This is a genomic window from Citricoccus zhacaiensis, assembly GCF_014645315.1.
GTDB classification, from domain to species: Bacteria; Actinomycetota; Actinomycetes; order Actinomycetales; family Micrococcaceae; genus Citricoccus; species Citricoccus zhacaiensis.
The window spans coordinates 355,083-369,154 of the sequence record NZ_BMLQ01000003.1 but is presented as its reverse complement, the minus strand read 5'-3'; the positions used below and the strand labels follow the sequence as shown (position 1 = coordinate 369,154).

General features: G+C 68.9%; 11 protein-coding genes and 2 tRNA genes. 6 read left to right on the top strand and 7 right to left on the bottom strand.

Going from position 1 to position 14,072, the window contains the following annotated elements:
• Nucleotides 1-41: 41 nt before the first annotated feature.
• A complete protein-coding gene (locus IEX49_RS07230) occupies nucleotides 42-1,562 on the top strand; it encodes a phosphohexomutase domain-containing protein (protein WP_188805485.1) in 1,521 nt (506 codons plus the stop codon).
• A gap of 42 nt (nucleotides 1,563-1,604) precedes the next feature.
• Here IEX49_RS07230 and IEX49_RS07225 read toward each other — a convergent pair whose 3' ends face one another.
• The 3 genes from IEX49_RS07225 to IEX49_RS07215 form a co-directional block, all read right to left on the bottom strand.
• Nucleotides 1,605-2,915 (bottom strand): hemolysin family protein, encoded by a 1,311-nt coding sequence (locus IEX49_RS07225; protein WP_188805484.1) that lies wholly within the window; start codon nucleotides 2,913-2,915, stop codon nucleotides 1,605-1,607.
• A gap of 29 nt (nucleotides 2,916-2,944) precedes the next feature.
• Nucleotides 2,945-5,152: a RecQ family ATP-dependent DNA helicase gene (locus IEX49_RS07220; protein ID WP_188805483.1), complete on the bottom strand. Its 2,208-nt coding sequence runs from the start codon at nucleotides 5,150-5,152 to the stop codon at nucleotides 2,945-2,947.
• Between the two features lie 177 nt (nucleotides 5,153-5,329).
• The gene (locus IEX49_RS07215) at nucleotides 5,330-7,171 is read right to left on the bottom strand and encodes a phosphoenolpyruvate carboxykinase (GTP) (protein WP_188805482.1); all 1,842 of its coding nucleotides are present in this window, start codon (nucleotides 7,169-7,171) and stop codon (nucleotides 5,330-5,332) included.
• Between the two features lie 278 nt (nucleotides 7,172-7,449).
• On the opposite strand from IEX49_RS07215, the gene IEX49_RS07210 reads away from it, so the two are divergent.
• A tRNA-Arg gene (locus IEX49_RS07210) sits at nucleotides 7,450-7,526 on the top strand.
• Nucleotides 7,527-7,604: 78 nt separating this feature from the next.
• Here IEX49_RS07210 and IEX49_RS07205 read toward each other — a convergent pair.
• From IEX49_RS07205 to upp, 3 genes are all read right to left on the bottom strand, one after another.
• Nucleotides 7,605-8,159, bottom strand: coding sequence for a SixA phosphatase family protein (locus IEX49_RS07205; RefSeq protein ID WP_188805481.1), 555 nt, complete (start codon nucleotides 8,157-8,159; stop codon nucleotides 7,605-7,607).
• A gap of 27 nt (nucleotides 8,160-8,186) precedes the next feature.
• Nucleotides 8,187-9,023, bottom strand: a complete 837-nt coding sequence (locus IEX49_RS07200) for a winged helix-turn-helix domain-containing protein (protein WP_159548903.1) — start codon at nucleotides 9,021-9,023, stop codon at nucleotides 8,187-8,189.
• Between the two features lie 374 nt (nucleotides 9,024-9,397).
• Nucleotides 9,398-10,033, bottom strand: coding sequence for a uracil phosphoribosyltransferase (upp, locus tag IEX49_RS07195; protein WP_188805480.1), 636 nt, complete (start codon nucleotides 10,031-10,033; stop codon nucleotides 9,398-9,400).
• Between the two features lie 92 nt (nucleotides 10,034-10,125).
• On the opposite strand from upp, the gene tadA reads away from it, so the two are divergent.
• The 4 genes from tadA to sufU all read left to right on the top strand — a co-directional run bounded on the left by tadA (nucleotide 10,126) and on the right by sufU (nucleotide 12,663).
• A complete protein-coding gene (tadA, locus tag IEX49_RS07190) occupies nucleotides 10,126-10,602 on the top strand; it encodes a tRNA adenosine(34) deaminase TadA (RefSeq protein ID WP_188805479.1) in 477 nt (158 codons plus the stop codon).
• A 64-nt stretch (nucleotides 10,603-10,666) separates the two neighbouring features.
• A tRNA-Ser gene (locus IEX49_RS07185) sits at nucleotides 10,667-10,756 on the top strand.
• 150 nt (nucleotides 10,757-10,906) lie between these two features.
• Nucleotides 10,907-12,208: a cysteine desulfurase gene (locus tag IEX49_RS07180; protein ID WP_188805478.1), complete on the top strand. Its 1,302-nt coding sequence runs from the start codon at nucleotides 10,907-10,909 to the stop codon at nucleotides 12,206-12,208.
• Nucleotides 12,205-12,663, top strand: a complete 459-nt coding sequence (gene sufU, locus IEX49_RS07175; RefSeq protein WP_188805477.1) for a Fe-S cluster assembly sulfur transfer protein SufU — start codon at nucleotides 12,205-12,207, stop codon at nucleotides 12,661-12,663. The genes IEX49_RS07180 and sufU overlap by 4 nt, the downstream gene beginning before the upstream one ends.
• On the opposite strand, the gene IEX49_RS07170 is transcribed toward sufU, so the two are convergent.
• Nucleotides 12,660-14,021, bottom strand: coding sequence for an aminomethyl transferase family protein (locus tag IEX49_RS07170; RefSeq protein WP_188805476.1), 1,362 nt, complete (start codon nucleotides 14,019-14,021; stop codon nucleotides 12,660-12,662). The two genes, sufU and IEX49_RS07170, sit on opposite strands and share 4 nt — an antisense overlap.
• Between the last annotated feature and the right edge of the window lie 51 nt (nucleotides 14,022-14,072).

The window sequence follows — 14,072 nt, the reverse complement described above, 5'->3', positions numbered from 1 at the left end:
TGACCGCGCTGGTCTCACGAGCTGGCCTAGGATTGACTCCCATGACGACTTCTGTGGATCTCACCCAGTCCTTCAAGGCTTATGACGTGCGCGGCATCGTCGGGGAATCGATCACTGAGGGATCCGTCAGGGCCGTGGGCGCGGCCTTCGTGGATGTGCTGGGCCTGGCTGGCTCCCGGGTGCTGGTCGGTGGGGACATGCGCCCGTCCTCGCCTGAGTTCGCCCGGGCCTTCGCGGACGGGGCCACCTCCCGCGGGGCGGACGTGGTGATGCTGGGGCTGATCTCCACGGACATGCTGTACTACGCCTGTGGTGTGGAGCAGGCCGCCGGGGTGGTCTTCACCGCCTCCCACAATCCTGCCGCCTACAACGGCATGAAGATGGCGAAGGCCGGCGCGGTCCCGGTGTCCTCGGACACCGGGCTGTACGAGATCCGTGATGTGGCCCAGCGCTACCTCGACGCCGGCGAGATCCCGGCGGTGGAGGCCCCCGGGACCGTGACGGAGCAGGACATGCTCGCCGGCTATGCCGCCTATCTGCGCTCCCTCGTGGACCTGTCCGGCATCCGGGAGTTGAAGGTCGTGGTGGATGCCGGCAACGGGATGGCCGGCAAGACCACCCCCGCAGTCCTCGGCGACACCGTGCTGGAGGGCCTGCCGCTGCAGATCGAGCCGCTGTACTTCGAACTGGACGGCACCTTCCCCAACCATCCGGCCAACCCGCTGGAACCGGAGAACCTACGTGACCTGCAGCGGGCCGTCCTGGCCCACGGCGCGGACATCGGCCTGGCCTTCGACGGCGACGCCGACCGCTGCTTCGTGATCGACGAGCAGGGCACCCCCGTCTCCCCCTCCGCGGTCACCGGCCTGGTGGCCCGCCGCGAGATCGCCCGGGCCCGGGCCGGGGACACCGTCAACGGGGCCGTGCAGGCCCCGGAGCCGGAGCCGGTGATCATCCACAACCTCATCACCTCCCATGCCGTCCCCGAACTGGTGGCGGCTGAGGGCGGCCGCGCCGTGAAGACCCGGGTGGGCCATTCCTTCATCAAGGCCGTCATGGCCGCCGAGGGGGCCGTGTTCGGCGGCGAGCACTCCGCGCACTACTACTTCCGCGACTTCTACAACGCGGACACCGGGATGCTCGCGGCCATGCACGTGCTGGCGGCCCTCGGGACCCAGGAGTTGCCGCTGTCCGAGCTGGCGGCCGAGTACGACCCGTACGCCGCTTCCGGCGAGATCAACTCCGAGGTCGAGGACAAGGCCGGCGCCGTGGACCGGGTCCTGGAGGTGTTCGCCTCCGGCTGGATCGAGGACGGCCGCGTCGACGGCGGTCTCGCGACGACCTGTGAGCCATGCCTACAGGACCAGGGCCTGGCCGGCATCGAGGTGCTCGTGGACGGCATGGACGGCACCACCGTGACCGCGGTGGACGGCACCTGGTGGTTCAACCTGCGCCCGTCCAACACCGAACCGTTCCTGCGCTACAACGGCGAGGCCCACGACGCCGGCACCATGACCCGCGTCCGCGACGCCGTCCTCAACCTCGTGCGCCAGGACGCCTGAACGCCTGAACGCCTGGTCAGCGGTGGGGGGCGGAGACCAGGACTACCCTCTGCCCTCAACGCGTTCGGGGTCCGAGGTGCGGGTGATCCGGACGCGTCCGACCCGGTGGCCGTCCATGTCCAGGACCTCCAGACCAGCCCCTTCGGCCTCCACCCGATCCCCCGCCTCGGGGACGCGCCCCAGCTGGGCCATCACGAAGCCGCCGACGGTCTCGTAGGAGCCGTCGTCCGGCAGTTCGACGCCGGTCTGCTGGGCCAGTTCCTGCAGGATCAGTCCGCCGTCCACCTCGGCATCCTCTCCCCACGCCAGGGCGTTGTCCTCCGCGGCCAGGCTGTCATCGAACTCGTCGTAGATGTCCCCGACGAGTTCCTCCAGCAGGTCCTCCAGCGTGACGATCCCGTCGGTGCCCCCGTATTCGTCGATGACCAGGGCGATCTGGTTGCCGCTGGACCGCATGCGGCTCAGGGCATGCAACACGTCCACTGTGCCGGGCAGCACGGTGATCTCGCGGGCGATCCCGGCCAGCGTCGTTGACGGGTCCGGCACCCGCAACAGGTCGCGGATGTGGATGAAGCCGAGGACATCATCCGAGTCCTCCCCGGTGATGGGGTAACGCGAGTTGGGCAGGTCGGCCAACTGCCGCAGGGCCTCGGCCACGCTGGTCTCCCCGGCCAGGAAGTTCACCTCGGGCCGCGGCCGCATGACTTCCACCACCGTGCGGTCAGCGGCTTCGAACACGGACTGCAGCACGTGCCGGTCCGTGTCCTCGAGCGCCTCCGATGTGCTCACCATCGAGCGGATCTCCTCGGCGGAGACCGCCTCCTGGTGAGCCTTCGGATCGCCGCCGAGCAGGCGGACCACCACGTTGGTGGACACCGAGAGCAGCCCGATGACCGGGCGCATCAGGACGGCGAAGGCTCCCAACGGCGGAGCCAGGACCTTGGTGAAGCCCACCGCATTCTGCATCGCCATCCGCTTCGGCACGAGCTCACCGAACACCAGGGACAGGTAGGCGATGACCAGGGTCATGCCCACCAGGGCCACGGTGCTCGCGGCCTGCTCCCCGAGCCCCCAACCGACCAGGACGGGCGCGAGGTCCGGCGCGATCGTGGAGGCCCCGTAGGCCGAGGAGAAGAAACCGGCGACGGTGACGCCGATCTGCACGGCAGAGAGGAACAGGTTGGGGTCACGGACCAGCGCCGCGGTCTTAGCGCCCCGCGGTCCGCTGTCCTCGATCGCCTGGGTCTGGGATTGCCGCAGGTTGACGATGGCCATCTCCGTGCCGGCGAACACTCCACCGATCAGCACGAAGAGCACGACGAGGGCCACATTCAGCAGGGTGTTGAGGTCCATGAGACCACGTTATCTCCCCCGCTGGATGTCTACCCGTTCAGAGCCAGGACGAAGGGCAGCACCCCACTGGCCCCGGCCTCGCGCAGGACGCGCCCGGCCTCGGTCAGCGTCCAGCGGCTGTCCGTGCGATCGTCGATGAGGAGCACCGGGCCGTGCCGTCCGGATTCTCGGGCGGAGGCCAATGCGGAGGCCAGCTCCTCGGGGACGGAGAACATCCGCCAGACCGAGGCCAACCGGAAGGCACTGTTGCCGCCGGACTCCCCGCGAGGCCCTCCGTCCACGAGGTCGAGGGAGCCCAGATACGGCAGGCGGCCGATCCGGGCGATGCCCTCCGCGAAGGAGCCCACCAACTGGGGGCGCGAGCGGGACGGCATGGAGACCACCGCGATGGGCCGTTCCTCCCAGTCCCAGGACGCCAGGACCTGGACTGCTCCCTGCAGCAGGTCCTGCTCCACGGGAGCATCCTGCACACCCCCTTCTGCGACCGTGAACAGGGTGCGCAGCCGTCCGCCCCAGCCCAGGTCAGTCAGCCGGGCCACGGCCCGCCCCTCGGCCACCTGGGAATCCTCCGGGATGCGGCCCTTCAGGGGCACCCCCAGCCTGTCCATACCGCTGGGCCAGCTCCGGCGCGGTTCGATGGGTACCCCCACCCGGCCCAACGCCTTCGAGGCACTGCCCTTGGCCGTCTCGTCGATGCCCGTGGGGAACCACCGGCCGGCGCAGTTGTCACACCTGCCGCAGGGCGCCGCCTCCGGGTCATCCAGGACATGCGAGAGGAACTCCATGCGGCATCCGGACGTGTTCTCGTAGTCCAGCATGAGCTTCTCCTCGGCGAGGCGGGCCTGGGCCACCCGGCCGTAGCGTTCGCCGTCATACGTCCACGGCTGCCTGGTCCGCTGCCAGCCACCCTGGGTGCGTTCCACGGCCCCGTCCACGGCCAGGACCTTGAGCAGCAGCTCCAGCGGGGTGCGCTTCAGGTCCACCCGGGTCTCCAGGGCGGGGACGGACAGCGGTTTACCGGCGGCCTCCAGCTCTCCCAGCACGGCCCGGGCCTGGTGCTCGTCCGGCATGGACGTGGTGGCGAAGTAGCGCCAGATCTCGCGATCCTCGGTGCCGGGCAGCAGCAGCACATCGGCGTGGTCCGTGGCACGGCCGGCGCGGCCGACCTGCTGGTAGTAGGCCACCGGAGAGCTGGGTGCGCCGAGGTGGACCACGAAGCCCAGGTCCGGCTTGTCAAAGCCCATGCCCAGGGCCGAGGTGGCGACCAGGGCCTTGACCCGGTTGTCCTTCAGGGCCTGCTCCAGTTCGGCCCGCTGTTCCGGGTCGGTTCGCCCGGTGTAGGACACCACCTCATGGCCGGCGTCCCGCAGGGCGCGCGCGGTGTCCTCGGCCGCGGAGACGGTGAGTGCGTAGACGATCCCGGACCCGGGCAGCGAGTCCAGGTGCGTCAGCAGCCAGGCGAGCCGACTGGCGGGGCTCGGCATGCGCAGCACCCCTAGCCGCAGGGAGGAACGGGCCAGCGGACCGCGCAGGACGAAGACCTCGCCCGAGCCCTCTGCTCCGGCCACGCCCAATTGTTCGGCGACGTCCTGGACCACGCGCTCATTGGCGGTGGCCGTGGTGGCCAGCACCGGCACACGGCGGTCACCGGCACCGGGCAGTTGGGCGATGAGGTCCCGGATCCGCCGGTAGTCGGGACGGAAGTCATGGCCCCAGTCCGAGATGCAGTGCGCCTCATCCACCACCAGCATCCCGGTCCGGCGGATGAGGTCCGGCAATTGCACGTCCCGGAACTGCGGGTTGTTGAGCCGCTCGGGGGACACCAGCAGCACGTCCACCGTGTCTGCAGCGAGCCGCTCCCGAATCTGGTCCCATTCGGTGGCGTTCGCGGAGTTGATGGCTTCGGCGCGCACCCCGGCGCGGCCCGCCGCGGAGACCTGGTCCCGCATCAGTGCCAGCAGCGGCGAGACGATCAACGTGGGGCCCGCACCCCGTGCACGCAGCAAGAGGGAGGCCACGAAGTACACCGCGGACTTGCCCCAGCCGGTCCGCTGGACCACCAAAGCCCGGCGCCGATCCGCCACCAGGGCCTCGATCGCCTCGAACTGGCCGGGGTGGAAGTCCGCGTCCTCGCGGCCCACCAGCCGGCACAGGACCTCACGGGCCTCGGCCCGCAGAGCCTCCCGGGCCGTCGAGGTGTCGCCAGGGAAGTCACCGTCGTTGTCATTGTGCGCCATGCGGCCAGTATTCCAGCCGGGACGGACACCCCAGCGCCCGGTGCGCCGAACGGTGGAGGAGGGCGCCGCCGTCGTGCCCTGTGGAGGAGGCGACCTGCGTGGTCCTGCTCGGTTAAACGCCGCCGCCCGGCACCGAAGCGGTACCGGGCGGCGGCGTAGCCAACGGAGTCAGCGTGGTCAGCCGTTGACGCGCTGGCGCAACCCGTCCAGCTGGCCGGCGATCGAGGCGGGCAGGGAGGCACCGAAGCGGGCGAACCATTCCTCGATGGAGGCCACCTCGTCCTTCCACTCCTCGGCGTCCACGCGGAGGGCGTCCTCGAGATCGGCGGCAGACAGCTCCAGGCCGGAGAGGTCCAGCGAGTCCGCGGTGGGGACGAAGCCGACCGGGGTCTCGGTGGCATCGGCCGTGCCCTCGAGGCGTTCCACGACCCACTTCAGCACGCGGGAGTTCTCCCCGAAGCCGGGCCAGGCGAAGCCGCCGTCCCGGTTGCGGCGGAACCAGTTGACCAGGTAGATCTTCGGCAGCTTGGCCTGGTCCACCTCGCCGGAGACCTTGACCCAGTGCTCCAGGTAGTCGCCCGCGTCATAGCCGATGAACGGCAGCATGGCCATCAGGTCCCGACGGACCACGCCCACGGCACCGACGGCGGCCGCCGTGGTCTCCGAGGAGAGGGTGGCCCCCTTGAAGATGCCGTCCTCCCAGTCGAAGGACTCGGTCACCAGCGGGATGGTGGTCTTGCGGCGGCCGCCGAAGAGGATGGCGTCCAGCTTGACCCCGTTGGGTTCGTGGTATTCGTCGGCCAGCATCTCCGTCTGGTCGATCGGGGTGCAGAACCGCGAGTTCGGATGGGCGGCAGGGGTACCGGACTCGGGGGTCCATTCATTGCCGCGCCAGTCGGTCAGATGGGCCGGGACCTCGTCCGTCATGCCCTCCCACCACACGCCGCCGTCATCGGTCAGGGCGACGTTGGTGAAGATCGAGTTGCCCTGGGCGATGGCCTTCATGGCGTTCGGGTTGGTGCCCCACCCGGTGCCGGGTGCCACGCCGAAGTAGCCGGCCTCCGGGTTGACCACCCGGAACTCGCCGTCCTTGCCGGGGCGGATCCAGGTGATGTCATCACCCAGGGTCTCCGCCTTCCAGCCCTCGATGGTCGGCTCGATCAGCGCGAGGTTGGTCTTGCCGCAGGCGGAGGGGAACGCGCCGGAGATCGTGTAGGACTTGCCCTCCGGGTTGGTCAGCTTGAGGATCAGCATGTGCTCGGCCAGCCATCCCTCGTCCCGGGCCATGACCGAGGCGATACGCAGCGCGTAGCACTTCTTGCCCAGCAGGGCGTTGCCGCCGTAGCCGGAGCCGTAGGACCAGATGGAGCGCTCCTCGGGGAAGTGCACGATCCACTTGGTCTCGTTGCACGGCCACGCCACATCGGCCTCGCCCTCCTCGAGCGGGGCACCGACGGAGTGCAGGGCCGGGACGAAGAACGCCTCGGTCTCCTCCATCTTTTTCAGCACGTCCGTCCCGATGCGGGCCATGATGCGCATGGAGTTCACCACGTAGGCGGAGTCCGTGATCTCGACGCCGAACTTCGGGTCATCGGCCTCAAGGTGGCCCATCACGAAGGGGATCACGTACATCGTGCGGCCGTGCATGGATCCGGCGAAGGTGTCCTTGAGGATGCCCTTCATCTCGGACGGGTCCATCCAGTTGTTGGTGAAGCCGGCGTCCTCCTCCTTCTCGGAGCAGATGAACGTCCGGTCCTCCACGCGCGCCACATCGGCGGGGTCGGAGAAGGCGGCGTAGGAGTTCGGGAACTTGTCCTCGGCGAGCTTGACGAAGGTGCCCGCCTCGACCAGTTCGCCGGCCAGGCGGTCGTACTCCTCCTGGGAGCCGTCCACCCAATACACGGAGTCGGGCTCCGTGAGCTCGGCAACCTCCTTCACCCAGTCGAGAAGCTTGCCGTAACTGGTCGGCGCTTCCGCCACAGCGCGATCTGCGAACGCGAGTGAGGAGTTTTTGGCCATGGGGGTTCCCTCCATTGGGTTGCGGGTGCATTCCGGTTGGGCACAAGGGAATGAGGCCGTCAGCGGCCGGCACCCCATTGTGCGTACACCGTCTCCACGAGTCATTCTACCCACGGAGATTTCGCCGACGTTTCGGTGACGCCACCTGACATTCACGCACCCCGGCCCAGCGGACGACGGCGGCGCACCCGGCCCGCACGCGCGGCCTCGGCCGGAATCCAGGATTTGGTGAACCGCCACCGGGCCGGTATAGTCTTTCAAGGCCGATCGCGGTCGATGCGCCCTTAGCTCAGCTGGATAGAGCGTCTGTCTACGGAACAGAAGGTCAGGGGTTCGAATCCCTTAGGGCGCACCAAGTGGTCTGACACATCAGACCAGCTCACACCCGGATCCACGGAGGATCCGGGTTTTTTGTTGTGCGTCCGACCCCTTGTCAGGGGCGCGGCACCACGAAGTGGGTCATCCGCGCGTCGCGCCCGTCCAGTGACGCCCACTCCCCCGGCACCTTGAAGACCTGCAGGCCCAGCGTGGGATAGCGCTCCGCCATGGAGACGACGGCCTCCTCGTCCGAGTCCACCGAGGCGATCCGCATGCCCAGGTCCTGCACCCACGGCATGTGCCCGATGACCATCAGCGTCCGCACCCGCTCCTCGGTCTCATTGATCACGGCCAGGGCACGGGTGGCATCAGCCTCGTAGAGACGCGAATCCAGGTAGGGAGTGGGCGCCTTCTCCCCGAGTTCGCTGCAGACCCAGGTGCAGGTCTGGCGGGTGCGCACGGCATCCGAGCACAGGATCATGTCCGGGTACAGTCCCTGCCCGGCCAGCCACTGGCCGGCGGCGGGCGCCTCGCGGTTGCCGCGGCCGCCCAGGGGGCGGTCGTGGTCGTTCACGCCGTCCGGCCAGTCCGACTTGGCATGGCGCAGCAGGATCAGGGTCTTGTCCCCGGAGGTGTCGATACGGTCAGGCGTGGCGGCGTCGGCAGGCATGCGGCCAGCCTACGTGCCGGACATGACTCAGATGCTGTATTCGGGCGCGGCCCAGACGACCACTTCGGGGTGCTCGTAGAAGCGGTACCCTTGCCCGCGCACGGTCCGGACGGTGCCGGACAGCCGGCCCAGCTTGGACCGCAGCCGGCGGATGTGGACGTCGATGGTGCGCTCGTTCGGCACCTCGTCCGAGTTCCTCCACAGGGATTCGAGCAGTTCGTCCCGGCCCACGGTGCGGCCACCGTTCTCCACGAGGTAGTTGAGCAGCTCGAACTCCTTGTAGGTGAGGTTCAGGCCCTCACCGTCCAGCTGCACCTCGCGGCGTGCGAGATCGATCAGGACGCCCGGCTGGCGGGTCGAGACCGGGGCCGGGGCCTGGAGCAGGTCCGGGCGGATGCCCTGCTGAATGGTCGGATCCCCGAGGACCTGGCGGACGACCTCGAGGTCGGAGCCGGGAGCGCCTGCCGGGGCGATCGCCACGGCCGCGGCGGACTGGGAGCCCGGCACCAGGGATTCGACATAGTGGCGCAGCTCGTTGGCCAGCCGGGTCAGCGACGTCCCGGCGGCCGAGGCGGCTGACTCGTCCATGCCCACGTAGATGACGAAGCCACGGGCTTCGGTCTCGGTGGCCACAGCCTGAGGGCCGGGGATCCCATTGGGGGCCAGGACCGGCATCGGCGCCGTCTGGGGTGCCTGCTGCTCAGCCTCCCCGGCGGGCTCCACGACATTCTCGACCGAGTGGAGCTGCCGGCTCGCCGGCGTCCCATAGGTACCGCCGTGCTCACGGTAACTGCGGACCCGTGCCGCACGACGCTGGGCGTTGCGGACCGAGATGTGGACGTATCCCTGGGGACTGGTTGTCATGTCGATGAATCCTTGCGTCAGTGTCCTGTTCGGCGTGAGGGCTGCGAGTCAGGCCGGATCACGGCCGTTCCCCGCTGCAGACACTCCGGACAGGAGCCGGCCCGGCCAGACCGCCGGCACCATCGCCGAACAATCGTCGCCCCCGAGGGGACCGCCGAGTCGCGGAAGTTCATGTGACAACACTCGGCCGTCACATTCGTTCCTTGCAAGTAACAATGGAACGGGGGTCTCACTATGTGAGACAAATGCGTCGATTCGTGAGCAAGATCACACCCATTCCTGGTTGTGAAACACCCATTGAGGCACTGTGGGGGCAACTTACTGCGAATCTCCCGGGTTCGCAGCATTGTTACCACGCCGGTGACCGCCTCGAGCTACTCCGCCAGGCCGTAGAGGCGGTCTCCGGCATCGCCCAATCCGGGGACGATGTAGGACTGCTCGTCCAGCCGCTCGTCGATCGCGGCCAGGTAGATGTCCACCTCCACGTCCGCCAGCTCGCGCTCCAACCGGGAGATCCCCTCCGGAGCGCCCAGCAGGCAGATGCAGGTCACCCGCTGCGCATTGCGGGCGTACATGAACCGCACCGCCTCCACCAGGGTGCCCCCGGTGGCCAGCATGGGGTCCAGCAGGAAGACGTGGCGGTTGGTCAGGTCCGCCGGCAGCCGTTCCGCGTAGGTGACGATGTCCAGGGTCTCCTCGTTCCGGGCCATGCCCAGGAACCCGACCTCTGCCGAGGGCGCCATCCGCACCATGCCCTCGAGCATGCCCAGCCCGGCCCTCAGAATGGGCACCACCAGCGGGGTCGGCTTGGCCAGCGCGACGCCGGTCATCCTCGCCACCGGGGTCTCGATCTCCACGGGCTCGACCTTCACGTCCCGGGTGGCCTCATAGGCCAACAGCATGACGAGCTCCTCGGTGAGTTGCCGGAAGATCATCGACGGCGTCTCCTTCTTGCGGAGAACGGTCAATTTGTGGCTGACGAGCGGATGTTCCACGAGCTGTACGCGCATGGGCACAACCCTACCGGGCGCACGGGTTCCACCACCGGCCACCGGGCCGCCGATCCGGCACGGGAAGCTCGCGGGAAGGCTAGGGTCAGCCCATGAAGACCTCGCACCACGAGTGGATGGGTGCTGCCCTGGACCAGGCCCGTGCCGCACTGGAGACCTCCGACGTGCCGATCGGCGCCGTCGTCGTGGGCCCGGACGGGACCATCCTGGGGACCGGACGCAACGAGCGCGAGGCGACCGGGGATCCCACCGCCCACGCCGAGGTGCTCGCGCTGCGCGAGGCCGCCTCCGCGCGTCGTGAAACAGGCGATGGGGACGGCTGGCGGCTGACCGACTGCACGCTGGTGGTCACGTTGGAACCGTGTGCCATGTGCGCCGGGGCCCTGGTGCTGGCGCGCATCCCGCGGTTGGTGTTCGGTGCCTGGGATCCCAAGGCGGGAGCGTGCGGGTCCGTGTTCGACGTGGTGCGCGAGCCCCGGCTGAATCACTGGGTGGAAGTCCACGCCGGACTCCGCGAGGTGGAGTGCGCCGGGCTCCTGACCGACTTCTTCCGCGACCACCGCCGCTGAGTGGAGCGAGCAGATCTGAGTGGTTTGGGTGGGGCCGACCCCCTCCGGTACAGTGGTGCGGTCTGGTGACGTGTCCGAGCGGCCGAAGGTGCAACACTCGAAATGTTGTGTAGGTTCACCCCTACCGTGGGTTCAAATCCCACCGTCACCGCCAGTTGAGAAGGCCTCCACGGCCCGGGATCCCCCGGGATGTGGAGGCCTTCTCGCATGTCGGCCCGGGGCGTAACACGAGGAACAAATCAAGGCCTCCCGGTGCTATGCCAGTGGTGCACACGGCAGACGACCCCGTCGAAAGGCAGCGCAGATGACCGGAACCTCCGAGACGACCCACGCCCCCACGGCGGCCGAGATCAATCTCTGGCGTGAGGACTTCCCGCTGCTGGCCACCGAGGTGAACGGCCATCCGCTGGCCTACCTGGACTCAGGCGCCACGTCACAGAAGCCGCGAACCGTGCTGGATGCCGAGCGGCACTACTACGAGAACCTCAACGCCGCGGTCCACCGCGGCGCGCATACGCTGGCGGCCGAGGCGACCGTGCTCTTCGAGGACGCCCGGGCCACGGTCGCCGACTTCGTGGGTGCGGAAGAGGACGAGCTCGTCTGGACCTCCAACGCCACCGAGGCGCTGAACCTGGTGGCCTACGCGTTCTCCAATGCCAGCGCGGGCCGCGGTGGCGCTGCCGCCGAACGCTTCCGGCTGGGCGCCGGGGACGAGATCGTGGTGACGGAGATGGAGCACCACGCCAACCTCATCCCCTGGCAGGAGCTCGCCTTCCGCACCGGGGCCACGCTGCGCTACATCCCCGTGGGCGACGACGGCGCCCTGCGGATGGAGGCCGCGGACGAGGTCATCACCCCACGCACCCGCCTGCTGGCCTTCACCCACGTCTCCAACGTCCTGGGGCTCATCAACCCGGTCGAGGAGCTCGTGGCCAGGGCCCGCGCCGTCGGAGCTTTCGTGGTGCTGGACGCCTGCCAGTCCGTCCCGCACCTGCCCGTGGACCTGAAGGCACTCGATGTGGACTTCGCCGCGTTCTCCGGCCACAAGATGCTGGGCCCCACGGGTATCGGCGCGCTCTACGGGCGCGGCGAGCTGCTGGCGGCCATGCCCCCGTTCCTCACCGGAGGCTCCATGATCACCACGGTCACCATGGAGGCCGCGGAGTACCTGCCGCCGCCGCAGCGCTTCGAGGCAGGCACCCAGAAGGTCTCGCAGGCCATTGCCCTGGCCGCCGCCGTGGAGTACCTGAAGGGCATCGGCATGGATCGCATCGCCGCCCACGAGGACGAACTCGGAGCCCGCCTGCTGGCCGGGCTCGCCGAGATCCCCGGCGTGACGGTTCTGGGCGGATCCGCTCCCGGACCGCGCGTGGGCGCGGCCAGCTTCGACCTCGCCGGGGTGCACGCCCACGACGTCGGCCAGTTCCTGGACGATCAGGGCATCGCCATCCGCGTGGGCCACCATTGCGCCCAACCCCTGCACCGGCGGCTCGGAATCACGGCCTCCACCCGTGCCAGCACCTACCTCTACAACACCACCGAGGAGGTGGACCGCTTCCTGGAGGGGGTGGCCGCCACCGCGAACTTCTTTGGAGTGAAGGCGTGAGCTCGTCCGAACTGCAGAACCTGTACCAGCAGGTCATCCTGGATTATTCGAAGAACCCCTACGGCGTCGGCCTGCTGGGCCGTGCGGCCGGGCAGTCGCACCAGCTCAATCCGACCTGCGGCGATGAGATCACCCTCGAGGTGCACCTGAGCGGCGAGGGTGCCGACCGGGTGGTCGAGCGGATCCGCTGGGAGGGCCACGGCTGCGCGATCTCGCAGGCCTCGGCCTCCCTGCTGACCGAGCTCGCCGAAGGACTGACGGTGGAAGACCTGCGCACCCGCATCGACGCCTTCCGCACCGCCATGCAGTCGCGCGGCAAGATCGCCCCGGACGAGGAACTGCTCGGCGACGCCGTGGCCCTCGGCGGGGTCTCCCGCTACGTGGCCCGGGTGAAGTGCGCGATGCTCGGCTGGGTCGCCGCCGAGCACGCCCTCGTGGAGGCCGAGACCCGCTAGTTCTTGCGGTAGTTCTCCCGGGCGAAGGATGAGTACGGGGCCGGCTCCACGGTCGCCCGGATCCGTACCTGACGGTGGTTCTCCACCGAGGGCTTGGCCGAGGGCGTCGTCTCGCCCCACACCACGGTGACCTCGGTGCCGGGGGCCGCCACGTCATGGTCGAGGCTCGCCAGCGAGACGAACGCGTGCTCGTTGGTGAGGTAGCCGACGTCGTGCGAGATCCCGACGTCCCGACCGTCCGCGAGCACACGGTCCACCTGGTACTGGCCGTAGCGGGCCTTGGGAAAGTCGATGTACTTCGCCGGCACCCCGGATTCGAACTGGGTCTGGATGGCGGCGGCGACGTCCTCTGGCCTCCAAACCAGGGTGACCTTCTGGCGTTGCTGCTCGGCCGCGTGGCGCTCCAGGGCAGCCTTGCCGATGAACTCGTGGTCGAAGGACACGCTCCGTCCGTAACCGAGGTCGTACGGCGTCAGGTAGTAGTCCTCCACCGCCGCGGAGTCGAAGCTGCCCGCCAGGGAACCGGCCCGGCTGGCCGGCAACCACTCGCGGTAGGCCTCGGTGCCCTCGCCGCTGAAGATCGCCGGGAACGGAGAGGGGACCCAGGCCGACTCCAGGTTGGAAGACGAATAGGCCTTCGAGCCGACCTGCACCAGGTCCAGCCCCTCCCCGGCGGCCAGCAGGGCGGACCGGACCCGCTCACCGTCGGCCCACGGACCGAACAACTCGAAGCCCGGCTGCCCCGCCATGCCGTGGCGCAGCGATCGGACCTGGACGCCGTCGATCTCGAAGGTGGCCATGCCGAAGAACCTGGTCTCCGGGACCGCGGACCCGGTGGCCTTCTCCATGAGCTCGAGGGCACGGGGGCCCTGGACCTCGAAGCGGTACTGCTTCGGATCCCCCTGGCGCACGGCGGAGCTGGCATCACGCTCGAAGGTGACGTCATAGTCGCCGGTCTCCCCGTGGTACTGCACCCAGTCCAGCACCATGTGCCAGCCGACCAGGTCGAAGGAGTCCTCCTCCAGGTAGAAGAGGATGGCGTCGCCGATGAGGTAGCCCTCGTGGTTGACGGCGATGAACTGCTTGGCCTTGTCCGGAGCGAACTTCGCGAAGCTGTTGACGCCCACGTCGGAGAGCAGCTTCAGCGCATCCGGACCGGTGATGAACAGGTCGGTCATGTGGTGTGACTGGTCCAGCAGCGCCACGGAGGTGCGCCAGGACTGCTGCTCCGAGCGCCAGTTCGTGAACTCCGGCTGCACGGGGAAGACGGTGGGTTTCGACGAAGCATGGCGCAGGTACTCGACGGGCGAGCCGGCGCGGGCGATGGCCGCGGCCAGGGATTCTGGATGCTGGGACATGAGGAACTCCTCGGTGGACGTCGGTACTCGGATGGCGATGTCACCGTCAGC